This window comes from Streptomyces sp. BPTC-684 (assembly GCF_030028635.1).
Lineage (GTDB): Bacteria > Actinomycetota > Actinomycetes > Streptomycetales > Streptomycetaceae > Streptomyces > Streptomyces noboritoensis.
In genome coordinates this window covers 6317514-6343650 of record NZ_CP124863.1, presented here as the reverse complement: position 1 = coordinate 6343650, position 26137 = coordinate 6317514, and the positions used below count along the sequence as shown (strand labels likewise).

The 26137-nt window shown below is 73.7% G+C and carries 14 protein-coding genes; 6 read left to right on the top strand and 8 right to left on the bottom strand.

Annotation, left to right across the window (positions count from 1 at the left end):
- Positions 1–80: 80 nt before the first annotated feature.
- Positions 81–869, bottom strand: coding sequence for a class I SAM-dependent methyltransferase (locus QIY60_RS28240; RefSeq protein ID WP_283144988.1), 789 nt, complete (start codon positions 867–869; stop codon positions 81–83).
- A 135-nt stretch (positions 870–1004) separates the two neighbouring features.
- Positions 1005–3173 carry an FGLLP motif-containing membrane protein gene (locus QIY60_RS28235; protein WP_283144987.1) on the bottom strand — a complete coding sequence of 723 codons (2169 nt, stop codon included), beginning with the start codon at positions 3171–3173 and terminating at the stop codon, positions 1005–1007.
- Positions 3174–3216: 43 nt separating this feature from the next.
- On the opposite strand from QIY60_RS28235, the gene QIY60_RS28230 reads away from it, so the two are divergent.
- Positions 3217–3534, top strand: a complete 318-nt coding sequence (locus QIY60_RS28230) for a hypothetical protein (RefSeq protein ID WP_283144986.1) — start codon at positions 3217–3219, stop codon at positions 3532–3534.
- A gap of 286 nt (positions 3535–3820) precedes the next feature.
- Positions 3821–4567 (top strand): hypothetical protein, encoded by a 747-nt coding sequence (locus tag QIY60_RS28225; protein ID WP_283144985.1) that lies wholly within the window; start codon positions 3821–3823, stop codon positions 4565–4567.
- 158 nt (positions 4568–4725) lie between these two features.
- Here QIY60_RS28225 and QIY60_RS28220 read toward each other — a convergent pair whose 3' ends face one another.
- The 4 genes from QIY60_RS28220 to QIY60_RS28205 form a co-directional block, all read right to left on the bottom strand.
- Positions 4726–5952: a S1 family peptidase gene (locus QIY60_RS28220; RefSeq protein WP_283144984.1), complete on the bottom strand. Its 1227-nt coding sequence runs from the start codon at positions 5950–5952 to the stop codon at positions 4726–4728.
- A 166-nt stretch (positions 5953–6118) separates the two neighbouring features.
- Positions 6119–7189 (bottom strand): hypothetical protein, encoded by a 1071-nt coding sequence (locus QIY60_RS28215; protein ID WP_283144983.1) that lies wholly within the window; start codon positions 7187–7189, stop codon positions 6119–6121.
- 151 nt (positions 7190–7340) lie between these two features.
- A complete protein-coding gene (locus QIY60_RS28210; protein WP_283144982.1) occupies positions 7341–7583 on the bottom strand; it encodes a WhiB family transcriptional regulator in 243 nt (80 codons plus the stop codon).
- Positions 7584–7686: 103 nt separating this feature from the next.
- A complete protein-coding gene (locus tag QIY60_RS28205; RefSeq protein ID WP_283144981.1) occupies positions 7687–8925 on the bottom strand; it encodes a phosphodiester glycosidase family protein in 1239 nt (412 codons plus the stop codon).
- A gap of 529 nt (positions 8926–9454) precedes the next feature.
- On the opposite strand from QIY60_RS28205, the gene QIY60_RS28200 reads away from it, so the two are divergent.
- Together QIY60_RS28200 and QIY60_RS28195 are read left to right on the top strand one after the other, a co-directional pair.
- Positions 9455–9721 carry a hypothetical protein gene (locus tag QIY60_RS28200; protein WP_349253959.1) on the top strand — a complete coding sequence of 89 codons (267 nt, stop codon included), beginning with the start codon at positions 9455–9457 and terminating at the stop codon, positions 9719–9721.
- Positions 9722–9792: 71 nt separating this feature from the next.
- On the top strand, positions 9793–10878 hold the full coding sequence (locus QIY60_RS28195; RefSeq protein ID WP_283144980.1) for a hypothetical protein: 1086 nt from the start codon (positions 9793–9795) through the stop codon (positions 10876–10878).
- A gap of 18 nt (positions 10879–10896) precedes the next feature.
- On the opposite strand, the gene QIY60_RS28190 is transcribed toward QIY60_RS28195, so the two are convergent.
- Positions 10897–11424, bottom strand: a complete 528-nt coding sequence (locus QIY60_RS28190; RefSeq protein ID WP_283144979.1) for an RNA polymerase sigma factor — start codon at positions 11422–11424, stop codon at positions 10897–10899.
- A 71-nt stretch (positions 11425–11495) separates the two neighbouring features.
- Positions 11496–12794 carry a condensation domain-containing protein gene (locus QIY60_RS28185; protein ID WP_283144978.1) on the bottom strand — a complete coding sequence of 433 codons (1299 nt, stop codon included), beginning with the start codon at positions 12792–12794 and terminating at the stop codon, positions 11496–11498.
- 739 nt (positions 12795–13533) lie between these two features.
- On the opposite strand from QIY60_RS28185, the gene QIY60_RS28180 reads away from it, so the two are divergent.
- Both QIY60_RS28180 and QIY60_RS28175 read left to right on the top strand, forming a co-directional pair.
- Complete coding sequence (locus QIY60_RS28180) at positions 13534–22293, top strand: non-ribosomal peptide synthetase (protein WP_283144977.1); 8760 nt, start codon at positions 13534–13536, stop codon at positions 22291–22293.
- Entirely contained in the window at positions 22286–26089 is a 3804-nt protein-coding gene (locus QIY60_RS28175; protein WP_283144976.1) for a beta-ketoacyl synthase N-terminal-like domain-containing protein, read from the top strand. Before QIY60_RS28180 ends, QIY60_RS28175 begins: the two co-directional genes overlap by 8 nt.
- Positions 26090–26137: the final 48 nt, after the last annotated feature.

Genomic DNA, 26137 nt, shown 5'->3' with positions numbered 1-26137 from the left:
CTGACCTCGCTCGCGGGGACAGACGAAGCGCGGCGTGCCGAACCGCCTGGTCGCGGGCAGCTCGGACCTCGCGCCTAGCGTCAACGCTTGACCGCGGTGGTTACCACCAGCGGGGGTCGCAGCCGCTCGGCGGCCCAGTCGCGGCTGCGCACATGCTCCGGGTCGGCCACCCCCAGCGCCTCGTCGGGTGTCGGATGGTGCTGTGCCACAGCGGCGAAGCCGACGCGTTCCAGCAACGCCGGGAACGTCTCCACCGGCCACGCGTGGTTCCGCACGGACTGCCACGTCCCGTCCGTACGCCGCAGTCGTACGGGCATGGGCTCGCCGGGGCCGTACGTGACACCCGGCTCGCCCACCCGCAGCGACGCGTACTCGATGCCGGCGCAGGCGGGGTCCGTGGTCAGCAGCGCGAACGGCGCCCCGGGCCGCAGCAGGCGGTGGATCTCGGTGAGCACCTCCAGCACCGTCCGCTCGTCGGGCAGCGACGCCAGCACGTGGTTGCACATCGCCGCGTCCGCGCACGCGTCCGAAAGCCCGCCCACCCTCCCGTCCGCGACCAGGTGGTACTCGGCTCCGGGCGCGCCCTCCTTCCGGGCCAGCGCGAGCATGTCCGGCGACGCGTCCACACCGATGATCCGCATCCCCAGCGCCCGGGCCGCGTGACCGGCGACGCGGCCCGGCCCACAGCCGAAGTCGAGGAGCACCTCGCCCGCCCCGGCCAGGGCCTTGAACACGAACGGGTAGCCGAGCAGCCAGTCGGTCCCCGCCTCCACCGCCGCGAACGCCTCCGCCCCCTCGTGCCCGGACCAGGCGCGCCCCGCTTCGGGGGACGACGGCTCGGCCGGTTCACCCGCTCGATCCTGCGGCATCGCTGGGTCCCGTCTCTCGTATACGCACACGGCACAGGGCTCCCATCATCGACGCCGCCCCCGCACCGCGCACACCGCCGCTCCGGTGACGGCGGGCACCGGAGCGGGGTGCTCCGGTGCCGCCGCGCACCACGGTCAGCCCACCGCCGCCGCCCTGCGTTCCAGCCTCGCCACGTGGCTGCGCAGGCCCAGCGAGAACACCCACGCCGCCAGGAACAGGGCGGTGGCGATGGCCAGGGTGCACCAGCGCAGATCCTTCGAGACCACGAACCCCGGGCCGAAGCCGGGGTGTACGGAGTTCAGCAGGACGTGGAAGAACAGCGTCAGGGCGAGCAGGTACAGGCCGTACCACGCCGGTTTGCTCCAGCTCTTCAGGGCGTGGCTGTCCATGCCGGAGAGCGGCAGCATCCCGAACACCACGACCTCTATACCGCCGACGACCGTCAACCCGACGGTGTACGCGACCACATGGTGGAAACTGTTCGGCCCTGCCGTACGACCCGCCTCGATCAGCGGTGTGCCGAGGACCCACACCAGCAGTGAGGCACTCAGGACACTGATGCCGCCGACCATCACCGCCTGCCCCCTCGGCATGGCGTGCCGCGGGTCGCGCGAGCCGGGAGGCACGGTGCCGAGCACCACATAGACCGCCACCAGGCCGTAGACGTACGGGACCGGGAACGCCAGGCCGCGCGAGAGCGCCGCCATCAGGGCCGCGAGGAGCAGGCCCGCGGGAACCACCCGCAGCTCGGCCGGTATGCCGCCCCGCCCGGGGCGCAGCAGGGAGTCCTTCGTCTTCTCGTACGTCACCAGGATCAGCAGCGTGCCGACCGCCGCTCCCAGCGCCTTCGCCACGGTGGGCCCGCTCCAGTGGGCCGTGGCGTCGGCCCAGACGACGAGTGCTCCGCCGAGCAGGGCGAAGGAGCCCATCCGCACCCAGCCCGGCAGCCGGGCCGCGCTCGCCCGCGCCGCCCGTTCCTCGTGGCGCCGGCGCCACCAGCGGCTCAGCGCGTTGTCCGCCAGCTGCGAGGGGAACGCCTTCTCCAGCAGGAGCACGAGCAGCAGGAACCAGGCGGCCATACCCACCGATCCCGCGATGTCCTTGAGCGCCCAGGACACTTCCGCCGGGGTGCGCATATTGCCCACCAGCCCGGCCGGGCGGCTGTGGCCCCCACCCGGCTTCGACTCCCCCGTGCGCCCGCTCGGCCCGGGGCTCGGCTCGGGGTCGGGCACACCCCTCACGTTGTCCGAGGCGGTCGGACCGGGCTCCGGTGTGCCGGAGGTGGACGGGGTCGGAGGGGGCGGTGTGATCCCTGGCAGCTCGGGCTTGGGCAGGACGCCGGTACTGCCCTCGGCGTGGTGCTCGACCGTCGAGCCCTTGGGCAGGAAGAACGCCGTGAACGGCTCGGCCGGGAGGTCGATGGTCCCCGCCCGTTCCACCGCGCGTCCGGGACAGTCGAGGTCCACGGGCTGGTGGCCCTTCATGTCCGGGGGAATGTAACCGTGGAGATCGATGAACCTCCAGTGGCCGGGCTCCGCGTCGCCCTTGTACGAGTCGGCGTCCAGCCACGGGTCGAGCAGGCCCTTGCCGCCGACGAGGATCCTGCCCCAGGTGCAGATGGCGGGGTAGTCGGTCATGTGGATGGTGATCTCGTACGTCCCCACCGGCGGCGGGGTGATGGGCGGTTGGGTCACCGTGAAGGTCTGCGAGGCCGCGACACCGGGGGCGGCCACCGCCGGAGCCACCACGGCCCTGGCGCCCACGGGCGCCGCTTCGCAGGTCGCCGTCACCTTGTACGTACCGGCACCGGCACCGGCCGGTACGGAGAAGGAGGCGGCCAGTTTGCCGTCCGCCGCGGGCGTCGCACCGGTCCCCGGCATGTCGGCCCCGTCCCACAGGAGGCGGGCGGGCCCTCGGCACAGGAACCCCTCGCCCGAGACGTTCACCTTGGTCTCGGGCCTCCCGGAACCGGGCGAGAGGGTGAGGACCGGAGTCGGGTGCGGTGGTGACACCGCCTTGGCCGCCACCACTTCATAGGAGGCCACCTGGGTCACGGAAGGGCGCGCGTCGCAGGTCGCGACCACCTCGTACACGCCCAGGGGCGCTTTCTCGGCCACCTTGACCGACTGCGAGAAACGGCCGGACGCGTCGGTCCGTACGGCGATCGGTGCCGGTAGGTCGCCGGTCAGCGTCAGCGGGCCCGCCTTCGTGCCTTCACCCGTCCCGCAGTCGAAGTGGCTGCCGGACACGACCAGGAGCTTGCCCTGCTCCACCTTCTCGGGAACCGACAGCACAGGAGTCACAGGAGGGTGCGTCGGAGGGGTGGAAGGGGTGGAAGGGCCAGGCTTGGGCGGCTCCACCGTGGACTTGGAGGGCTTGGGCACCGGTGGGCTGGGCGACTTCGCCTCCGGTGGTGGCGGTGGCGGCTTCGAAGGGGACGGTTTCGCCTCGGACTTGGAGGGTGCCGGGCCCGAGGCGGAGGGCGACGGGCCGGGCGGTGACGGCGGCCCGGCCTCAGTCGTCCCCTGCGCACGGCCCGCCACGCCTGCCGCGAAGCTCGGCGCCACCGTGCCCGCGAGCAGCACCACCGTCAGCAGCGCCGTGAGCACCACCACCGATAACCCGCACGTCTTCCCCTTGCGTCCCACAGCGTCCCCCTCGTAACCGCACGGCCTCCCCGGACCGTCCCCGTTCGGGTGCACTTGTTTGACGTCCCAGCCCCGCGCCTTCGTTTCCCTCGCGGGTACGGCGTACGGGAGCGCACGGCGGAAAAGGACGCGCGCCGCGCGCCCCTCGGGCCGACACCCACTGCCAAACCCCCACCGCGACACGACGGTTTGTGGCCCTTGGTGTCTCCAACGTGTGAATCTTGTGCGCACTCACCTGTGCTGTTGCCGCAGAGATGGGTAGCATCCGGCGGCAACATCCAGCACGAGGAAAGCGAACTCTCATGGCGGACGAGCCGGACTTCACCACACTCAAGGACCAGTACGCGGCGCGTGTCACCGCCGATCTGGAAGCCAACCAGCAGGACCAGTCACGTATCCGCACCGAACTCGACACACTGAAGGGCCAACTCGAAGCCCTGGAGCGGGACCACGGTCTGCTGCAAACCATGCAGCACACCCTCGGCGGCACCGCCGCCGCGGCGGCGCAGACACCTGCGGCAACGCGCAAGCGCACCACCAAGGCACAGCCGCAGGCAAAGGCGTCGGCCCCCGCCGTAGCACCCGCCCCCGCGACCACACCCACCGTCGCGGCCGTGCCCAAGCCCCGTAAGCCTCAGGCCGACAAGCCGGAGGCCGAGGCGGCCAAGACGACGAAGACGGCCAAGAGCCCCAAGAAGGCTGCCGCGCAGGCCAAGAAGCCGGCTCGCAAGAGCACGGAGAGCAGTGGCCCCACCCTGCGTGAGCTGGTGCTCGGCCTCTTCGCGGACCACCAGGAGCCGCGTACGGTCGCCGACATCCTCACCGAACTGACAACCACTCACCCCGACCGCAAGACCAGCCCCCAGGTGGTCCGCAACACGCTCGAAGCGCTCGTCGCCAAGGGCGAGTTGGATCGCGAGCGCAAGCAGGGCTCCGTCTTCTACACGGCACACCGTGACCCTGCGCCCGCCGAGAAGGCCGAGACACCCGCAGCAGAAGCCGTGGACGCCCCCGCCACGGCTCCCGAGCCCGTTCCCGCGACCGCCTGACGGGACCGCGCCCCCACCGCGCCGTGGCCACCCCGGTGCCGAGGCACCTTCAGCGGGGTGGCCACGTCCATGGGAAGAACCCGGCCGCCGTCTGTCGGCAGAACGGCCGCCGGGTTGTTCTCAGTTCTCAGCGAACCTCTGTTCTCAGCGAACCCCTCTCACTGGCGGCCGTAGCCGGGTGCGGGAGCCATCGAGATCACGCCGTTCCCCGGCTGTCCCGAACCGTCCGCACCACCGGACGCATCCGCGCCACCCGATCCCTGTCCACCCGCACCGATCGTCGCGCCCACGGCCGCCAGGGCGGTCGTGACGGGCTGGAAGAACGTCTCGCCGCCGGCGGTGCAGTTCCCGCTGCCACCGGAGGTGAGCCCGACCGCGCTGCCGTCGGCGGTGAACAGGGAGCCGCCGCTGTCGCCCGGCTCGGCGCAGACGTCGGTCCGGATCAGCCCGGTGACCGTGCCCTCGGGGTAGTTCACCGTGGCGTCGAGACCGGTGACCTTGCCGTCGTGCAAACCGGTCGTGCTGCCCATGCGCAGGACGCGCTCGCCCACGGACGCGTCGGCCGCCCCGGTGATCTCGACCAGCTTCCCGGCCCCCGTGTCGACCGCGCTGGGGGCTTCCGTGGCAGCGTCGTCGTACGTCAGCAGGGAGAAGTCGCCGTTGCCGGGGAAGGTCGCCTTCTGGACGGTGGCGGCGGGCGCCCCGTTCGCGCTCAGCGACCACCGCTTGGCCGCGACACCGCAGTGGCCCGCGGTGATGAACCCCGGTTGGCCGTCCTGGGTGGTGACGTTGAAGCCGAGGGAGCAGCGTGCGCCGCCGCCGAAGATGGCGTCGCCGCCCTCGCTGAACGGCTTGAACTGCCCGGCGGACTTCTGGATCCGGGCGGTGTCCGCGCCGAGGGACCGGACGGCCTTCTCCAGTCTGGTCCACTGCGCGCCCTGCACCGTCCGGTCCGCCGAGACCACGATGCGGTTGGTCCGGGGGTCGACGGCCCAGGCGGTGCCGGGGATGGTCGCCGTACGGGCGAGGGTGTGCGCCGCCGAGCGCAGTTCGGCCGCGCTGTTGCGGACCGCGCGCGGCACCGCCCCGGCCTTCTTCACCTGCTCGTCGGCATTGCTGTTGTTACCGGCGATGTTCACGACGACCTGCTGCTTGGCGGCGTCGTAGTACGACCCCGCGAAGGCGTCGCCGAGCTGCTGGGCCAGGCCCCGCGCCACGGCCGCCGCCGAGGCGGCGTTCGCCTTCCCGGCCGCTGCCCCGGACGGGGGCTCGGGCTGCGCCTGTGACGCGTTCGCACGTGGGAGCAGTACGGCCGCCGCGATGAGGCCGGCGGCCCCCGCTCCCGCCATTACGGCCCGCCGCTTGGGTATGCGCCTGTGAGTCAACTCGCCGCCTCCTGGGATGTGTTCCGTAGCCGATCGGGATCGGCGGAAGGTGTGCAGTCCTAGGTACGGACGAGACGGGTGTGGTGTTCACCATGATTGCGAAAGAATACTTCTGAAGGTTGGTCAGCAAACGCGAGCGCCGCGCGTCCGCACCCCCGACGGCCCGTCAACTACCCGCGAACCGTCGGCTCACGGCCGTCAGTACGCGGCGCGCGTCCGCGCCCAGATGCGGCCCCGCGAGCCAGGCGGCCGGGCGGGAGCCGAGTGAGGTGTTGGACACGAGGACCAGTGCGCCGTCGCCCCGGCGCACCAGCCAGCCGCCGCCGGACGAGCCCTCGGTCATGGTGCAGCCCATGCGGTACATGTCCGGCTGGTCGACGGCGACGGAGAACGAGCCGGGCCGGTCGGCGCAGTGGAAGAGGGACGAGCCGTCGAACGGGCGGCCCGCCGGATACCCCACGATGTCGACCAGGCTCCGGGAGCCGGAGAGTTCGGCGTCGAAACCGACGTCCGCCGCCGCCCCGACGGTCTCCTCCAGCGACCGCGTCGCACCGGCCGCCTGCCGTACGTGGAGCACCGCGAAGTCGAAGGCCGCGCCCGCCCCGGCGTTGGAGGTGCCGCGGTCGATCCACTGCTGGGAGGTCTGCGCCCAGTCGGCCCACCAGATCCCCAGGGGCGCCGCGCTGTCGCGCCCACCCGCCGCGCTCTTGTCGAACCCGGGTACGAAGACGATGTTCCTCAGCCATCCGCCGTCCTTGCCCGAGTGGACGCAGTGCCCGGCGGTCCACACCAGGTCGGACCGGCCAGGGTGGGCGGGATCGCGCACCACCGTGCCGGAGCAGGCGGCGGGCCCCTTGGGGGTGTCGAAGAAGAGCCGACCGGCCGTGGGCGCGTTCTCGCCGTACGGGCGGGCGACCGGCCGCGCGCCCACGGCGTCCGGCTCGGGGTCGGAGACTCCCCGGGGCATCTCACTGCCGTCGAAGGACCGCTCGCCCTCGGCGGCCCCGGCCATCCGCTCCGGCCCCCACAGCCCGTCGACCACGGGGTTGACGAAGTCCGCGGCGCCCCGCAGCCAGCGGTTCCAGTCCTGCCACCCGCCCGGGGTCCGCCCCGGGTCGGCACGCCGGGCGGCCCCGGCCGGATCGGCCGAGCCGATCGAGCCGGAACCGCCGTGCGGCCCCGTGGAGTTCTTGGTGACGGTGTACGCAAGTCCGCCCGCCACCACGGCGACGAGCAACCATGCGGCCGTCCCCCGGAGGCGACGGCGAAGACGGCGAAAAGGCACGGGCTCCTCCTCGGACGCGGCACGCTACTGACCGGTTGATACGGCGCCGCGCCCCCGGACGTTCAGTCACCCGGCCGCGACCGCGCGATCGGACCCGCCCCCGTCAGGCGACTTCCACACCCGTCCGCCGCCGCGCCCTGCGCAGTTCGGTCTCGCTGAGCCCGCCCCACACTCCGCGCTTCTCGTTGTTCGACAGCGCCCACTCCAGGCACGCGGTGGTCACCGGGCATCTGCGGCAGACCGCTTTGGCCTCCGCCAGCTGCTGGTCCGCGAAACGCCTGCTGTACGTCGGGAAGAACAGCTCAGGGTCCTCGGTGCGGCACGCCGCACGCTTTCGCCAGTTCACAAGAAGACTCCCTCCTCGGCAACGAGTGACGCGATCGACTCCCGTAGGTGTCTTGCGCGTTGTTACGTCAGCCGCTGACGGACTGTTCAACGCGGACCGTGTCTCAGGGCCGGGCGAAGACCCCGATGCCGTTGGCCACCGCGCGTTCGAAGGTGCCCGGCGGCCGGTTGCGCACGACGACGCCGGGGTCGCCCGGGCCGCGCGTGGCCAGCGTGGAGGAGCCGCCGCCGTCCAGGTTGACCCCGTCGTCGGCGCCCATGTCCCGCATCAGCCGGGCGAGTTCGGCGAGGGTGAGGCCCGCGTCGTTCTCGGCCGAGCCGTTCAGGGCGATGAGGTAGAGGCGGTGTCCGTGGCCGCCGATCCCCGCGGCGGTGCGGGTGGCGGCCGTGCGGTCGTCGAGTCCGGTCAGCGGTGTGCGGGCCCGCAGCACCGGCATACCGCCCACCGCGAACGCCAGCGGCCCCCGGCGGGCGCGCAGCCGGTAGGCAAGCCCGGCCCGGTCCCCGGGCTTGAGCGCACGCAGAGCGCGGGCCCCTTTCTCGCGCCCCACCAGGACGAAGGTGTCGACGGGGACTTGCCCCTTGCCCAGCTCGGTCGACGTGCTGACGACGCGGCCCCGCCGTACCGTCACCTCGTACGTGTCCTTGGTGCACGGCGCACCGCGCGCCGTATCGGTGCCGCACGCGGCGCGCGCCCGGGAAGCGGACCCCCACTTGGCGGTGAAGGCACCCACCCCGTCCACCGGCACGGCGTACTGGTTGAGCCCGTCGAGGCGCAGCCCGCCCCGGCCGGTGTCGACGGTTCCCTCCAGGGTGAGGCTGTCGAGGCGCCCGGTGCGCGCCGAGTCGACGCCGATGACGTCGCGGGCGCTGGTGCCCGGTGGCAGGGCGGGGCCGAACCGCTGGCCGTCGGGCACGGCGGCCTTCAGCGCGCGGCCGGACGAGACGGCCGGGCCCGAGGAGGCGCCGGTGGCCTCCACCCCGGGGTGCTGGGTCTCGCTTATGTTGAAGAAGTCCCCGTTGACGGCGGCGACCGCGTGCAGGGCGTCGGCCATCGCGGTCACCTTCGCCCGGGCGGCCACCGCGCCGGGAGTGAGGAGGTCCACCTTGACGTGCGGGTTGCTCAGGTCCGCCACCACGAGGTGACCACGTGCCAGCCCGTGGGACGCGGTGACGGTGAAGCTCCGGTAGGAGACGCCGGGGGCGACGGACACCGTGCGCCCGTACTCCACGGCCGGCGCGCTCTGCGCGGCACCGGGGGCGAGCGCGCCCTCCCCGACGACCATCCCCACCGCGGCGATCCCCGTCATCGCCATTCGCGCCCAGCCCAGGGACCACCCCATCGCGCCTCATCTCCCGAGACCCACACCGCATCGGCAGCCGCAGACTAGCGAGCCGCACGGCGGCCCACGGGAAGGCTCGACACGATGGCCGGGAACATCCCCCGGGCAACCCTCGTACGGTGGTACGAGCGGTCGGCCGCGACCGACCCACGACGCGGAAAGCCCCTCGGCCCGCCGCCACTTGAGGGCTGCGGACCGAAGGGCGTACGCCCTGGGGCGGCCGGTACTAAGCGCTCCGCTGGAAGTGGGGTTCGTCGGCTGCGGGCTGTCTGTGGCTGGTCGCGCAGTTCCCCGCGCCCCTGAAGGGGCGCGGTACCGCATCGGACTTCCACAAGTCCGCTTAGTACTAGCAGCCCGAGGCAGCCTGCGCCGACAGACCGGTCGTGATCATGCCAACGGTGATGGCGGCGAAGGCGCCAAGGCATGCCAAAGTACGCTTCATAAAGGTCTTGCTCCCCCGGAAATGGTGCTGAACTGGCCGCGTCTCAGATGGCGGCGAAGCGAAAATTCAGCAGACATGGAGAAGTACTTGATCACTTCACCAACCGGGGGCGGCGCGGGTGGAGTTCACCCCGGCGCGCTTCCCGCGCCGGACACGGGCTTCACCCCCGACATCACGCACGCCGAGTGCCGCAAGTGCGGCACCCGCGTGGCCGGGCTCGACGGCCGGTACGCCTGCGGTGTCTGCGGCTGGACCAACGACTGGTCCGAGGGACACCGCCCGCTGCCCCGGGCCGAGGACGACCCCGACTACCCGGGGCCGGGCGCCCCGGCCGGGAACCCGCTGGCCCGCTGACCCGGCCGGGGGTGTTCGCGCGCACCGTGCGCTTGAATGATCCCCACGACCCGGGAAGGAACAGAGCTGCGGTGCGTGTACTACAGGGCATCACGGGTGCCGTCGTCGTCCTCGGGATCTTCTCCTCGGTGCTGCGCACCCTGGTGATCCCCCGGCCGACGCGCTCCGGCTTCACCCAGGTCGTCCACTCCCTGGTCCGGCGGCCGTTCCAGCTGGTGGCCGACCGGTTGCCGGGGGCGGAGGCGAAGGACCGGGTGCTGGCCCCGGTGGCGCCGCTGGCCGTCGTGGTGACGCTGATGGGCTGGCTGGCGTGCTTCATGGTCGGCTACGCGCTCCTGGAGGCGGCCGTCAGCCGGCTGCCGCTCCAGGACGCGATGGTCGAGTCCGGCTCCTCGCTCTTCACCCTCGGCTTCGCCGGCGGCACCCGGGTCACGCTCAACGCCATCGACTTCTGCGCCGCCGCCACCGGCCCCATCGTGATCGGCCTCCAGGTCGGCTATCTGCCCACCCTCTACGGTGCCTACCAGCGGCGCGAGACGGAGGTGACCCTCCTCCAGTCGCGCGCGGGCAGCCCGCCCTGGGGGCCGGAGATCCTTGCCCGCTACGCCCAGGTGGACCTGCTGCACAGCCTCACCGAGTTGTTCCGCAACTGGGAGCGGTGGAGCGCCGAGGTGAGCGAGAGCCACACCACCTACCCGGTCCTGATCCACTTCCGCTCCCCCAAGGCCAACCGCAACTGGCTGATCGCCCTGCTGGCCGTGCTGGACGCGGCGGCGCTGCGGCTCGCCTTCAACCCCTCCCAGCCCAAGGCCGAGATCCGGCTCGCCCTGCGGGCCGGGTTCGTCTGTCTGCGCGACATCGCGGATCTGCGGGGCATCCCGTACGACCGCGACCCCCACCCCGACGACCCGCTCCGGCTCACCTACGAGGACTTCCTGCACGGCGTGGCGCGGATGGCCGACCAGGGCTATCCGATGGAGCGCACGCCCGAGGAGGCCTGGCCGCACTTCCGCGGCTGGCGGATCAACTACGAGCAACTGGCCTACTGGCTGGCCAGGGACATCGACGCCGTGCCCGCCCCGTGGTCGGGCCCGCGCCGCACCACGGTCGCCGTCCGCACCCCCGTCACCCCGGTCGACCGCCGCCCGGTGGGGTGACGGCCGGCCGCGCCCGGCTCACGCCGACTGCTGGTGCCAGGCGTCCTGGAAGTTGCGGCGGGCGCGGTGCAGCCGGGAGCGGACTGTGCCGACGGGGAGGGCCAGGGTCGCGGCCATCTCCTCCTCGTTCATGCCGTAGACGGCGCGCAGCACGAGGACTTGGCGGTGCTGGTCGGGCAGCCGGTCCATGGCGTCGGAGATGTGGACGGTGTCCAGGGGGTTGCCGTCCAGGGCGCGGTCGGTCAGGTCGTCCGTGGGCCCCTGGCTCAGCCGTTTCGAGGTGCGGACCGCCTCCCGTACGGTGACCGCGCGGACCCAGCCGTAGAAGGCCTCGGGTTCGCGCAGGCCGCGGATGCCGCGGAATATGGCGAGCATGGCCTCCTGGGCGGCGTCGGAGCTGTGGCCCTGGGCGATCGGCAGACAGAGCCGGCCGACGAAGGGCGCGATGTGCAGGAGGATGTCGTTCATGGCCCGGTCGTCCCCGGCCTGTGCGCGCGGCAGCAGGGCCGTGGTGACGGGGGCCTGCGCATCGTTCGTCGTGGTCACCGCGGGAGTACTCCTGGACTCGGTCTGCTCGAACGGGTGCGTGGCGGGTGTGCGCCGCGCCGACGCGTCCCTCACGCGCCCACCGCCACCGCGCCCTCGGCGTCGTCGCGGTGGGCGGCGAACGCGAGCAGGGTGGTGTGCAGGGCGGCGCGCAGCTCGTCCATCTGCTCGTGGGTGAAACACCCTGCGCTGTACGGCAGTTCGATGCCGAGCCGGTCCTCGAAGGAGACCACGCACACCATCACGGGGCCGCGCCCGGCCTCGGGGAAGTAGTGCTCGCGGGCCGGGGCGAGGCGTACGTCGGTGACCTCCAGACCGTCCGGGGTCACCGGACCGGCGACACGGCCCATGTTGGTCACGATCACGCTGGTGGCGAGGAGCGCGGGGTGCTGCGGGACCTTCGGCAGCAGGTGCAGCTCCTGGAGGAAGTCGCCCCGCTCGATGGCCGCGTGCAGGTTCTCCGTGACCAGGCGGGCCAAGGCCAGCGGGTCGGCGTCGTGCGCCACTTCGAGCACGTCCAGGCAGGAGGTGACCGCGGGCACCATCACTTCGCGGTCCAGCGGCGGTGTGAGCCGGGAGCGCAGATCGACCGGAGAGAGGCAGCCGAGCGTGCGTACCCCGGGCTCGCCGCCGAGGCGCCGGCGGACGGCGGTGAGGGCCGCCGCGGCGATCAGGCCGTGCACCGACACGCCCTCGGCCTTGGCGAAGTGCAGCAGCCGCGCGGTCTCGTCCGACTCCAACAGCACGCGCCGTACGGCGAGTTCGGGCTCGCCGGGTGTGCGTTCGGTGCCCACGGCCTCGTACGGCAGACAGACGACGGGGGTCTGGCGGGTCCGCTCGACGCGGCGCGCGAGGTACTCCTCGGCCTCCCGCGCGGAGACGGGCGGCAGCAGCTCGGAGACGGGGCTCGGCCACGTCTCGCCGTACTCCCCCGCCCCGTCGGGGAGTTCACCGGCCAGCGCGGTGTAGGTGTCCCACAGGGCGTTCTGGAGGGCGATGGCGCTGTGGCCGTCGGTGATGGTGTGGTCGACGCTGAGCATCACGGTGTGCTCGTCGGTGCCCCGCAGCAGCACGGCCCGCACCAGCGGGCCGCCGACGGGCAGCGGGGTGTTGAACTCCTCGGTGAAGGAGTCGGGCCCGCCGTCGCGCACCAGCAGCCTCGGCAGTTCGTCCGCCGCCATCGGCTGGAGCACATGGACCCCGTCCTCGACGGCGATCCGGCAGCGCAGCGAGGGGTGCTCGGCGACCTTGGCGGCGAACGCCGCGGCGAACAGCTCCTCGTCGAGGTCGCCGCGCACGGTGCAGGAGAGCACGGCACGGCTCCGCTGCGCCACGTAGATCGTTTCGACCGGGCATAACTTGCGCTGCATCCCCATGACCTTTCGACTTTCCTTCACGCATTGGTTCCCGGCCGTATCAGCCGATGCGCGGATCCCGAATCGCGCTTCAGTGAAGCGGCAATTCCATTCTGCCGCAAGGGCTTCAAGGAGGCTTGCGGAGTGACCTATCCCTCAGACCCTCGGGTACCCGGCCCGCTTCCGCAGTCGGGGGAATACCCAGGGTGCCCCGAAAGCTAACCGGAACGAAGTCGGCTCTCCCGCCGCGCAAGCCGATTTGGCTCAACATCGGCCCTCGGCCGCCCCCGCGAGGCGCCCGTATACAGCGGTTTCACCAAGGCGGCACTTGCCAGCAGCACGATCTTTTAACAGGTCATGGCCGATTCGTTGACGCAAACTGAACTTCGAAAGCTGGCCAGATCCATACCGCCGTGCACATGACATCAGGCAGGGTGAACCTCGTAATCCAAGGGGTTTTGACGGTCCGTCGGGTGACACGCCCGGCGGATGATCCCCTTGACCCACCGACTTCCCCTCATGCAGGGTGGCTGTTCCGAGGAAGGTTGCGCCCCGCACGGCACTGCCGGCTCTCACCGGGATTCCGCCCCCGCAGCGGCATTTCGGCGATGCATTCCTTGCTTCCGTTCCCGTGCTCATTTCCGCTCACTCGGTGGGCGGATCGCACGCGCCTGCCCAACGGCTTCCCAGCGAGGGCCCGCGGGCTCTTTCCGCGTGCCGAGAATTTCACAGACGCCTAATGAGGGTTGGTGCCATGTCTGTCCAGGAGGACACCAGTAGCCCGCTGACCGGAGCCCAGCAGGGACTCTGGTTCGCCCAGCGGCTCGACCCCGCGAACGCCGCCTACAACACCGCCGAGTACGTGGAGATCCACGGGCCCGTGGACACCGCGCTGTTCGAGACCGCGCTGCGCCGCACCGTCGGCGAGGCGCGGACCTTCGCCCTGCGCTTCACCGACACCGCCGACGGCCCCCGCTCCACGCCGACCGGCGGTGACGACTGGCCGCTGCGGCTGGTGGACGTCAGCGGCGAGGCCGACCCGCGCGCGGCGGCCGAGGCATGGATACGCGCCGACATGGCGACGGCCGCCGACCTCTCCGAAGGGCCGCTGTTCACCCACGCCCTCTTCACCGTGGCCCCCGACCGCTTCTTCTGGTTCCTGCGGGCCCACCACATCCTCCTCGACGGCTACAGCTACAAGCTGGTCGCCCGGCGCCTGTCCGAGGTCTACGCGGCCCTCGCGGACGGCCGCGAGGTGGCCGGGAGCCCGTTCGCCCCGGTGAGCCGGCTGCTCGACGAGGAGACGGCCTACCGGGCCTCGGACCGCTTCGTACGCGACCGCGCCTACTGGACCGGCCGGTTCGCCGACTCCCTGGGCGCCACCGGACTCACCGAGGCCGTCGCACCGCCCGCCGCCTCCTTCCTGCGCCGCACCTCCCTGCTCTCCGCCGCCGACACCGAGCGGCTGTCCACCGCGGCCACCCGCCTGGGCGGGGCGCGCAACGACCTCGTCGTCGCCGCCGTCGCCGCCTATCTGCACCGGGTCACCGCGCAGCACGACATCGTGCTCGGCCTGCCCACCATGAGCCGGCTCGGCTCCACCGCCCTGCGCACCCCCGGCACGGCGTCCAACATCCTGCCGCTGCGCCTCGCCGTCACCCCCGCCACCACGGCCGGTGAGCTGGTCGCGGCCGTCGCCGCGGAGTTACGCGACGTCCGCAGGCACCAGCAGTACCGGGCCGAGGACCTGCGCCGCGACCTCAAACTCATCGGCGGGGCACGGCGGTTGTACGGGCCGGTCGTCAACCTCGTCCCGTTCGACGAGGAGCCGCCCTTCGGCGGCCACCGCACCACCTCGCACCACCTGTCCGGCGGCGCCGTCGAAGACCTCCAGATCAGCGTCCGGCCCGGCGCGGGCGGCGAAGGGCTGTGGATCGCCTTCGACGCCAACCCGGCCCTGTACACCGAGGCCGAACTCGAAGACCACCAGCAGCGGTTGCTGCTCCTGCTCGACCAGCTCGCCGAGGCCGACGCCACCCTGCCGCTCGCCCGCACGAGCCTGCTGCTCCCCGGTGAGGCACCGGAGTACGCGCCCGCCGAGGCCGCGCGCACCGCGCCCGACGCCGTCCTGCCCACCCGCTTCGAGGCCCAGGCCGCCCGTACTCCGCACGCCGTCGCCGTGACGTACGAGGGCGTCTCGCTGACCTACGCCGAGCTCAACGCCCGCGCCAACCGGATCGCCCGCCTGCTCGTCGAGCGCGGCGCCGGGCCGGGCCAGGTGGTGGCCCTGGCGCTGCCCCGCTCGCCGGAGCTCGTCGTCGCTCTGCTCGCCGTGGTCAAGTCCGGCGCCGCGTACCTGCCGCTGGACCCCGGCTACCCGGCCGAGCGCATCCGCGCGGTGGCCGAGGACGCCGCGCCCGCGCTGCTCGTCACCGACGCGCGCACCGCGCCGACGCTGCCTCGGACCGGCGCCGCCGCCGTGGTCATCGGGGACGCGGCCGTCGAGCGCGACCTCGCGGCGCGCCCGGACACCGACCTCACCGACGCCGACCGCCCGACACCGCTCACCCCGCGCGACCCCGCGTACATCATCCACACCTCGGGCTCCACCGGCCGCCCCAAGGGCGTGGTGATCCCGCACTCCAACGTCGTGCGGCTCTTCGAGACCTCCGCCGCCCACTTCGCCTTCGGCCCGGACGACGTGTGGACGCTCTTCCACTCGTACGCCTTCGACTTCTCCGTCTGGGAGATCTGGGGGCCGCTGCTGCACGGCGGCCGGCTCGTCGTCGTCCCGTACGACACCAGCCGCTCCCCGCGCGACTTCCTGCGGCTGCTGCGGAGCGAGGGCGTCACCGTCCTCAACCAGACGCCGTCCGCCTTCCAGCAGCTCGTCCAGGCCGACCAGGAGGCCGGCGACGAGGGCGGCCCGCTCGCCCTGCGGTACGTGGTGTTCGGCGGCGAGGCCCTTGAGCCCGCGCATCTGCGCCCCTGGCTGGAGCGGCACGGCGACCAGTCGCCCGCCCTCGTCAACATGTACGGCATCACCGAGACCACCGTGCACGTCACCCACCAGCGCGTCACCCGCGAGCTGATCGAGGACCCGCGCGCCCGCAGCGTCATCGGCACCGCGCTCCCGGACCTTCGGGTGTACGTCCTCGACCACTGCCTCCAGTCGGTTCCGCCCGGCCGGGTGGGCGAGATGTACGTGGCGGGCCCCGGTCTCGCCCTCGGCTACCTCGACCGCCCCGAGCTGACCGCCGAGCGGTTCGTCGCCGACCCCTTCGGCGCGCCGGGCGAGCGGATGTACCGCACCGGCGACCTGGCCCGGCGCGCGGCCGACGGCACGCTGGAGTACGCGGGCCGCTCCGACCAGCAGGTGAAGATCCGCGGCTTCCGCATCGAGCCCGGCGAGATCGAGGCCGCGCTCGTCGGCCACCCGGGCGTGGCCCGGGCCGCCGTGGTGACCCGGGAGACCGAGGGAGCGGCCGACCGGATCCTCGTGGCGTACGCGGTCCCCGCCCCCGGATCGCGTCCGGAGCCGGCCGAACTGCGCGCCCATCTGGCCGAGTCGCTGCCCGAGCACATGGTGCCCAGCGCGTGCGTGGTCCTGGACGCGCTGCCGCTGACGGCCAACGGCAAGCTGGACGCCAAGGCCCTGCCCGCCCCCGACTTCGCCGCCGCGGCCACCGGCCGCACCCCGGCCACCGGGTCCCAGGCGCTGGTGTGCCGCCTCTACGAGGAGCTGCTGCGGCTGCCGGAGGGGACGGTCGGCGCCGACGACAACTTCTTCGACCTGGGCGGGCACTCGCTGCTCGCCACCCGGCTGATGACCCGGCTGCGCGCGGCCACCGGCGCCGAGGTCTCCATGGCCGCCTTCTTCGCCCTGCCCACCCCGGCGGCGCTCGCCACCCACATCACGTCCGACGGCTCCGGCACCGCCCGGCCGCCGCTGGTCCGCGCCGAGCGGCCGGACCCGGTGCCGCTCTCCGCCACCCAGCAGAGCATGTGGTTCCTCAACCAGCTGGACGGGGCGGCCGCCACGTACAACATTCCGCTGGTGGTCCCGCTGGAGCGGGACATCGACGTGGACGCCCTGCGGGCGGCCCTGGCCGATGTCGCCGACCGGCACGAGAGCCTGCGCACCCTGCTCCCGGAGACCGGCGGCACCCCCCGCCAGGAGATAGCCGCGCCGGGCGCCCTGCGGCCCGTGCTGCACGTCGTCGACTGCCCCGCGCAGGAGGTCGAGGCGTATGTCGCCCTCGCCCGCGGGCACCGGTTCGACCTCACCCGGGACCAGCCGCTGTGGGCCGGTCTGTACGGGACGGGGGCGGCGCGGACGCTGGTGGTCGTCCTGCACCACAGCGCGGCCGACGGCTGGTCGCTGCGCCCGCTGGCCGAGGACCTGTCCGCCGCGTACGCGGCCCGCGCCGAGGGCCGCGACCCGAGCTGGGACGAACTTCCGGTCCAGTACGCCGACTACACGCTGTGGCAGCGCGAACTGCTGTCGGACTCCAGTGATGTGACGAGTCGTCAGCTCGACTTCTGGAAGGACGCGCTCGGCGGCCTTCCCGTGGAGATCCCGCTGCCCGCCGACCGGCCCCGCCCCCAGGCCCCGGGCCGCCGCGGCGGCCATCTGACCCTCGACGTCGCCCCCGAGCTGCACCGCGCGCTGCTGCGCCTCGCCGACGAGAGCGGCGCGAGCCTGTTCATGGTGCTGCAGAGCGCCCTGGCCGCCCTGCTCACCCGCTGGGGCGCGGGCACGGACATCCCCGTCGGCACCCCCGTGGCCGGGCGCGCGGACGAGGCGCTCGACGACCTGATCGGCCTGATGGCCAACTCGCTGGTCCTGCGCACCGACACCTCGGGCGACCCCGAGTTTCGCGAACTGCTCGGCCGCGTACGGGACTTCGACCTGGCCGCCTACGACCACCAGGACCTGCCCTTCGACCGGCTCGTGGAGGAGCTCAACCCGGCCCGCACCCCGGCCCGCCACCCGCTCTTCCAGGTCATGCTCGCCCTGCAGAACAACACCGAGGCCGTGCTGCGGCTCGGCGGCACCGAGGCGCCGCTGCGGCCCAGCGCCACCGGCACCGCCAAGTTCGACCTCTTCGTCGACGTGGTGGAGCACCGCGGACAGGACGGCGCCGGGGACGGCCTCGCCTGCCACATCGAGTACGCCGCCGACCTGTTCGACCACGCGACCGTGGAGCGCGCGGCGCGGGCCCTGCACGCCCTGCTCGCCGCCGTGGCCGACGACCCCGGCCTGCGCCTCGGCGCCCTGCCCGCCCCCGAGCCCGCCGTCCGGGCCGAGGCGGCGGACGCCGAGTCCGACCCGACGGACCTGGAGCGCGAACTCCTGGCCCGGGGCGATCTGCGCGACGCCGTGGCCGTGGCGGGCGCGGACGGGCGGCCGACCGTGTTCGCCGTGCCCACCCGGGCCGCCGCGGCCGAGCAGGCGGCCCGCGCCCTGCGCCGCACCGACCCCGAACGCGCTCCCCGGATCGCCGCCGTGAGCGACCTGCCCAGGAACCCCGACGGCACCCTGGACACCGAGGCGCTCGGCCGACTGCCCGTCATCGACACCGAGGCCGCCGAGCAGTGGGAGCGCGGCCTGACCGGGCTGCCGGGCGTCCGCTCGGCGACCGTGGCCCTGGAGGAAGTCACCGAGCGGCTCGGCCGGTTGTACATCGGCTCGTCCTCCGCGCGCACGGACACCCCCGCGCACACCTCCGGCGCCGACGCCGGCACGGCCGTGCCCGCGCTGAGCGAAGGGCCCGAGCTGCCCGAGCCGACCGTGGGCAGTTGGGCCGAGGCGCTGCGGCGGGCGGCCGAGGGCGGCCCGCACGCCGAGGTCGTCCACGTCCGCGCCGACGGCACCGAGACCCGGCGCAGCTACGCCTCGCTGATCGAGGAGGCCTCCCGCGTCCTGGGCGGTCTGCGCGAGCTCGGGCTGCGCCCCGGTGACCAGGTGATCCTCCAGTGCGAGGACACCGAGGACTTCCTCGCCACGCTGTGGGGCTGTGTCCTGGGCGGCTTCGTCACGGTGCCGCTGACCGTCCCCGTCTCGTACGCGACGGCGTCGGCGCCCCTGACCAAGCTGGAGGGCGTGTGGGAGATGCTGCACCGCCCCTGGATCATCACCTCCGCGTCCGGCGAGGCGGGTCTGCGCGACCTCGCCGCGCGGCGCGCGTGGGACGGCCTGCGGCTCACCACCACGGACGCCCTGCGCGAGGGACCGGCCGACGGCGACTGGCACCCGGCCCGACCCGACGACGTGGTGCTGATGCTGCTGACCTCGGGGAGCACCGGGCTGCCCAAGGCGGTCCGGCTCAGCCACCGCAACGTCCTGACCCGCGCGGCGGCCACCGCCTCCCTCAACTCCCTGACCGAGCACGACGTCTCGGTCAACTGGATCCCGCTCGACCACGTCACCGGTGTGGTCATGTTCCATCTGCGCGACGTCTATCTGGGCTGCCGCCAGGTGCACGCGCCGACCTCCTGGATCCTGGAGGACCCGCTGCGCTGGATGGACCTGGCGCACCGGCACCGGGCCAGTGTCACCTGGGCGCCCAACTTCGCGTTCGGCCTGGTCAGCGAGCAGGCGCACCGGATGGCCGGGCGGCCCTGGGACCTGTCGCCCGTACGTCTGGTGATGAACGCGGGCGAGGTGGTCGTCGCCGCGACCGCGCGGCGCTTCCTGGAGGTGCTCAAGCCGTTCGGGCTGCCGCAGGACGTCATGCACCCGTGCTGGGGCATGTCCGAGACCTCCTCGGTGGTCACCGACACCGTGCTCGCGGCCGAGCCGCTGCCCGGCGAGGAGACGTTCGTCAGCTGCGGGCTGCCCTACCCGGGCTTCGCCATGCGGATCGTGGACGACCAGGACCGTATCGTCGCGGAGGGCACCGCGGGCCGGCTCCAGGTGCGCGGCACCACCGTGACCGCCGCCTACCACGACAACCCGAAGGCGAACGCCGAGTCGTTCACCCCCGAGGGCTGGTTCGAGACCGGCGACCTGGCCTTCCTGCGCTCCGGCGAGCTCTACATCACCGGCCGCGCCAAGGACGTCATCATCGTCAACGGCGTCAACCACTACAGCCACGAGATCGAGTCCTGCGTCGAGGAACTGCCCTTCGTGGTACGGAGTTTCACGGCGGCCTGCGCGGTGCGCACCGACCCGACGGCGGGCACCGACGAGCTCGCGCTCTTCTTCCACGTGGAGGAGGGCACCGACGTCACCGAGGCGCTGCGCGCCGTCCGCGGCAAGGTCACCCGGGAGATCGGCATCAGCCCGGCGCACCTGATGCCGGTCGAGGCGGCCGTGATCCCCAAGACGGAGATCGGGAAGATCCAGCGCACCCAGCTGCGCAAGCGGTTCGAGGCGGGCGAGTTCGACCAGGTCGCCCAGGCGTCGGAGATCCTGCTGGGCAGCACCGCGACCGTGCCGGACTGGTTCCTGCGCCCGGTGTGGCAGCGTGCCGAGCGCCTCCACGCCCCGGCCGCGCCCGGCGGGCACACCCTGGTCCTTGCCGGGCGCCACGCACCGGCCGCCGAGGTGGCCGACGCCGTCGCGGAGCGGCTGCGCGTACGCGGTGCCCGGTGCACGGTGGTCACCGCCGGACCGGAGTTCGCCCGGCTCGACGCCGCCGCCTACCGGGTGCGCGTCGACGCGGCCGAGGACTACGGGCGCCTGCTCGACGGGCTCGCGGCGGACGACCGGCCCGTGGACACCGTCCTGCACCTGGGCGCGCTCGGCACCGCGAGCGGCGAACCGGAGAGCGTGGGCGAGCTGCTCGACGCCCAGCGCGACGGCGCCGACTCACTGCTCTGCCTCGCCCAGGCACTGACGGCCCGTCACACCCCGGGCCGCCGCGTCGCCGTCCACTTCGTCGGCGTGGAGGGCCAGGCGGTGCGCCCGGACGAGCGCCCCTCGTACGTACACGGCGCCGTCGGCGGGCTCCTCAAGAGCCTGCGCGAGGAGCTGCCGTGGCTGAGCACCGTCCAGGTGGACCTGGCGGCCGGGGGCAGCCCGCAGGAGACCGCCGAGCTGCTGCTCGCGGAGGCCGCCGCGCCGGTGGCCGACGCCGAGGTGGCCTTCCGCGACGGGCAGCGCTGGATCCGCCGCCTCGCTCCGCTGCCCGATCCCCTGCCGCGCACCGCGGTGCCCGTCGCCGAGGGGTTCCGCCTCGTCAGCGGCGGTCTGGGCGGAGTGGCCGGGCGGCTCGCGGAGCACCTGCTCAGGACGCCGGGCACCCGGCTGCTGCTGGTCGGGCGCACCCAACTCCCCGACGAGGACAGCTGGGACAAGCACCTCGCCGAGGGCGGGGCGCTCGCCCGCCGGATCGAGACGTACCGGAGCCTGCGCGAGCTGGGCGACGTGCGGTACGCGAGCGCGGACATCACCGACCTGGACGCGCTGCGCGCCGTCGTCGACGAGGCGTCCGCCGCCTGGTCGGCCCCGCTGGCCGGGGTGGTGCACCTCGCGGGCCGCTTCGAGCAGCGGGCGGTGGCCGATCTGGGCCTGGAGGAGTGGCGTGCGGCGCTGGCCGCGAAGGTCACCGGCGGCTGGGCGCTGCACCGGCTCGCCCAGGAGCAGTCGGCCGGGTCGTTCGTCTCGTTCTCCTCGGTCAACGGCTACTTCGGCGGCTCCATGAGCAGCTCCTACGCCGCCGCCAACGCGTTCCTCGACGCCCTCGCCGCCCATCAGCGGGGCGCCGGTGTGGACGCGCAGAGCCTGGCGTGGAGCATGTGGGACGAGCTCGGCATGAGCGAGGGGTACGGGCTCAAGTCGCTGACGGAGGCGCGCGGTTACCGCGTCCTGGACGCCTCCGCCGCACTGCGCTCGTTCGACCTGGCCCGCACGCTGGACGAGCCGCACCTGCTGATCGGCACGGACCGGGCCATGCCCTGGGTGCGCGGCCACGTCCAGGCGCCGCCGCGCCCGGTGCACCGCCTGGCGGGCCGGGTGGTCCTGGAGGACGGCGCCGACCTCGGCGCCCTGTACGCGGCGGCCGGGAAGTCCGCCGACGCGGCCGGGGCCACCGGCGACTGGGTGCTGCGCGCGGCCGGTTCGTCGACGGCCGAGGCGGCCGGAGCCTCGGACGACTCCGCCGAGGGGCTGCGCCGCCTGGAGAAGATCCTCAGCGCCATCTGGTGCCGCGTCCTGGAGCGCGACCGGGTCGGCGTCGAGGAGAACTTCTTCGACCTCGGCGGCCACTCGCTGCTCCTGGTCCGCGCCCAGGGCGCGGTCAACGAGGAGCTCGGCTGCGAGCTGAGCGTGGTGGACCTGTTCAGCCACCCCAGCGTCCGGGCGCTGGCCCGCCACCTCACCGACATCGGCGCCGGTGGCGCCGCGCCCGCCACGGCGCCGGACAGCGCCCCGGCCACCGGACTCGACCGCGTACGGCAGCGGGCCGAGCGCCAGCGGGCCGCGCGGGCCTCCCGCCGCCCCGCCCCGAACACCCCGCACACCGAGCACGAAGGACCCCGCAACGATGGATCCCGCAACGATGGATGAGACGGACCGGGCGGAGTACGGGCCCGACACGGCGATCGCGGTCGTCGGCATGGCGGCGCGCTTCCCCGGCGCCGACACGGTCGAGGAGTTCTGGGAGAACCTCGCGGCCGGGCGGGAGTCGATCCGGCCCATCAGCGACGAGGAGTTCCTGGCGGCGGGCGGCGACCCCGCGAGCCTCGACGACCCGGACCTGGTGCGGATGGCCTCGGTGGTCGAGGGCATCGACCGGTTCGACTCCGCGTTCTTCGGCTACAGCCCGGCCGAGGCCGAGGTCGTCGACCCGCAGCAGCGCCTCCTCCTGGAGTGCGCCTACCACGCCCTGGAGGAGGCTGGATACGCCGACGGCCACGGAGACCTCCAGGTCGGTGTGTACGCGGGGGCGGGCGACAGCCGCTACTACCCGGGCCACGTCCACCCCCGCTTCGCCGGACAGAGCGCCTCGGTCGCCCTGGTCCACGCGGCCACCAGCAACTCGCTGGGCACCCTGGCCACCCGGATCTCGTACGAACTGGGCCTGACCGGGCCCAGCCTGTCGCTCCAGACGGCGTGTTCCACCGCGCTCGTCGGGATCCACACCGCCTGCCAGGACCTGATCGACTACCGGTGCGACGTCGCGCTCGCCGGGGCCGCCTCCCTCAACCCGTCGGCGCTGCTCGGCTACCGGCACGTGCCCGACGGGCCGTTCTCGCCGGACGGGCGCTGCCGGGCGTTCGCCGCCGACGCGGCGGGCACCTCCTCGGGCGACGGCGTCGGCATGGTCGTCCTCAAGCGCCTGGAGGACGCCCTCGCCGACGGCGACCGCGTCCGCGCGGTGATCCGGGGCTCGGCCATCAACAACGACGGCCGTCGCAAGGTCGGTTTCACCGCGCCCAGCACCGAGGGGCAGACGGAGGCGATCCTGGCCGCCCAGGTGGCCGCGGGCGTCGACGCGGACTCCATCGGCTATGTGGAGGCCCACGGCACCGCCACCCGTATCGGGGACCCCATCGAAGTGGCCGCCCTGACCCGGGCGTTCCGCGAGAGCAGCGGGCGCAGGCAGTTCTGCGCCCTGGGGTCGGTCAAGAGCAACATCGGCCACCTGGGCGCCGCCGCCGGGATCGCCGGCTTCATCAAGATCGTGCTGGCCCTGGAGCATCGGCAGATTCCGCCGACCCTCCACTTCGAGCAGCCCAACCCGCTGATCGACTTCGCGGCGAGCCCGTTCCGGGTCCCCACCACGCTGGAGGACTGGGAGTCCGGCGCCGGGCCGCGCCGGGCCGCCGTCAGCGCGTTCGGGGTCGGCGGCACCAACGCCCATGTGATCGTGGAGGAGGCCCCGCCCGCACCGACCGCACCGGCTCCGCGCCAGGAGGAGAACCCGCGCTGGCACGTGCTGCCGCTCTCCGCCCGCACCCCCGGCGCCCTGCGCGGACAGGCCGAGAAGCTCGGGCGCCACCTCACCGAGCACCCCGGGCTCGACCTGGCGGACGTCGCCCACACCCTGCGCACCGACCGCCCCGCCATGCCCCACCGGGCGGCGGTGGCGGCGCGGAGCGCCGAGCAGGCCGCGCGGATCCTCCTTCACCCGTTCCAGGCGCCCGCCGAGGTGCGCGGCGAGGACGCCCCGCCGGTCGCGTTCCTGCTGCCCGGCGGCGGCACCCAGTACATCGGCATGGGCGCCGGGCTCTACCGCGACCTGCCGGTCTACCGGGACGCCGTCGACCGGTGCGCCGCGATCCTGCGGCCCGTGACCGGCCGCGATCTGCGCACCGCGCTGTACGAGCACACCGAACCCGGCGGCGTCGACGCCTTCCTGGCCCTGGTCGTCACCGAATACGCCCTGGCCACCGCGCTGATGGAGCACGGGGTGCGGCCCGCCGCGTTCATCGGGCACTCGCTGGGCGAGTACACCGCGGCCACGCTGGCCGGGGTGATGTCGCCGGAGGAGATGCTGCCGCTGGTCGCGGAGCGGATCCGGCTGATCGCCTCGGCCGGTGGCGCCACCGTGGGCGTGGCCCTCGGCGAGGAGGCCCTGCACGGCTACCTCACCGACGACTTGTCGCTGGCGGCCGTCAACGGACCGGCCGCCTGTACGGTCGCGGGGCGCGAGGACGCGGTGGCGGCCCTGGAGGCGCGGCTGCTCGCTGACGAGGTGGCCTTCCGCCGGCTGCGGATGCCGGCGGCCGCGCACTCCCACGTCCTGGACCCGATCCTGCCCGCCTTCGCGGACGCCCTGCGGACCGTGACGCTGCGGGCGCCCAGGATCCCGTACATCACCAATGTCACCGGCACCTGGGTCACCGACGAGCAGGCGACGAGCGTCGAGCACTGGCTCGACCACACCCGCCGCACGGTCCGGTTCGCGGACGGCATCGCCTCGCTGTGGCAGCGCGGCAACCCGCTGTTCGTCGAGATCGGCCCGGGCGACAGCCTCGCCAAGCTGGCCGGGGCGCGGCTGGGGGACGCACCGGTGACCACGGTCCCGACCATGCGCCACGCCAAGGCCGCGAGCCCCGACGGGCAGGTCTTCGCGGAGGCGCTCGGCCGGCTGTGGAGCGCGGGCGTGCCCGCCGACATCACCGGCCCGGACGAGGCGCGCGAGCCGCGCCGGGTGCCGCTGCCGGGGTACGCCTTCGAGCGGCGCCGCCACTGGATCGAGGCGCCCGGCGCCAAGCCGCCCGCCGGCGCGGACGAGGACGCGGCGCCGGGGAGCGGCTCCGGCCGGGCGCCCCGGCCCTACCTCACCACCGAGTACGCCGCACCCCGGACCCCGCAGGAGCGCGCCGTCGCCGGGCACTGGGAGGAGGCCCTGGGCATCGAGGGCATCGGCGTCCACGACAACTACTTCGACCTGGGCGGCGACTCGATGCGCGCCGTGATGCTCGCGGGCCGGATGCGCACCGAGAGGGTCCTTGACGTCCCGGCCGCGGCCTTCCTGTCGGCGCCCACGGTCGCGGGGCTCGTCGCGCTCGCCGGGCGCGGCGGCGCGGCCGGGCGGGACGCGTTCGCCCCGCTGCTGCCGCTGCGCGCCGACGGCGACCAGCGGCCGCTGTTCTGTGTGCACCCCGGCGCGGGCATCGCCTGGCGCTACACCGGGCTGCTGCCCCACCTCGGGGCCCGCCAGCCGGTCTACGGCCTCCAGGCCCACGGCCTGGACGGCACGCGGGAACCGGCCGCCGACGCCAAGGACATGGTCGACTCCTACCTCGCCCATCTGCGCGAGGTGCAGCCGGAGGGCCCGTACCGGCTGATGGGCTGGTCCTACGGCGGGTTCGTCGCCCATGCGATGGCCACCGCGCTGCAACGGCAGGGCGAGGAGGTCGAGTTGCTGGCCATGCTGGACGCCCCGCTGACCCAGGACGAGGCCGCCGACCCGGCCGCGACCGAGCGCCAGGTGGCGTCGCTGCTCGTGCGCGTCGCGGGCCTGGAGATGCCCGACGGCGGGGCGGGCGACGTCGACGAGGTGATCCGGCTGATCGGCGCGGACGGCGCGGAGCGCGGCCCCTCGCCGGTGACCCGCGAGGAGGCCCTCGCGATCGCCCGGGTGATGCGCAACAACCTCGCCATCGCCGGCGAGTTCGGCGCCGAGGTGTTCCGCGGCGACGTGCTCTTCTTCAGCGCCACCGAGGACGCCGGCGCCGCCGACCCGGCCGACCTGTCGCTGGCGACCGGAAAGGCCGACAGCTGGCGCCCGTACGTCGGCGGCGTCCTCACCGACCACGCCGTGCCCTGCGGCCACTACGAGATGACCGAGCCGGAGCCGATGGCCCGCATCGGGGCGGTGCTTGCCGCCGCCCTGCGGCCCGCCGCCGGATGACCACCCGAACGCCGTGCCGCGCACCCGACCGTGCGGCACGCCGCGGCC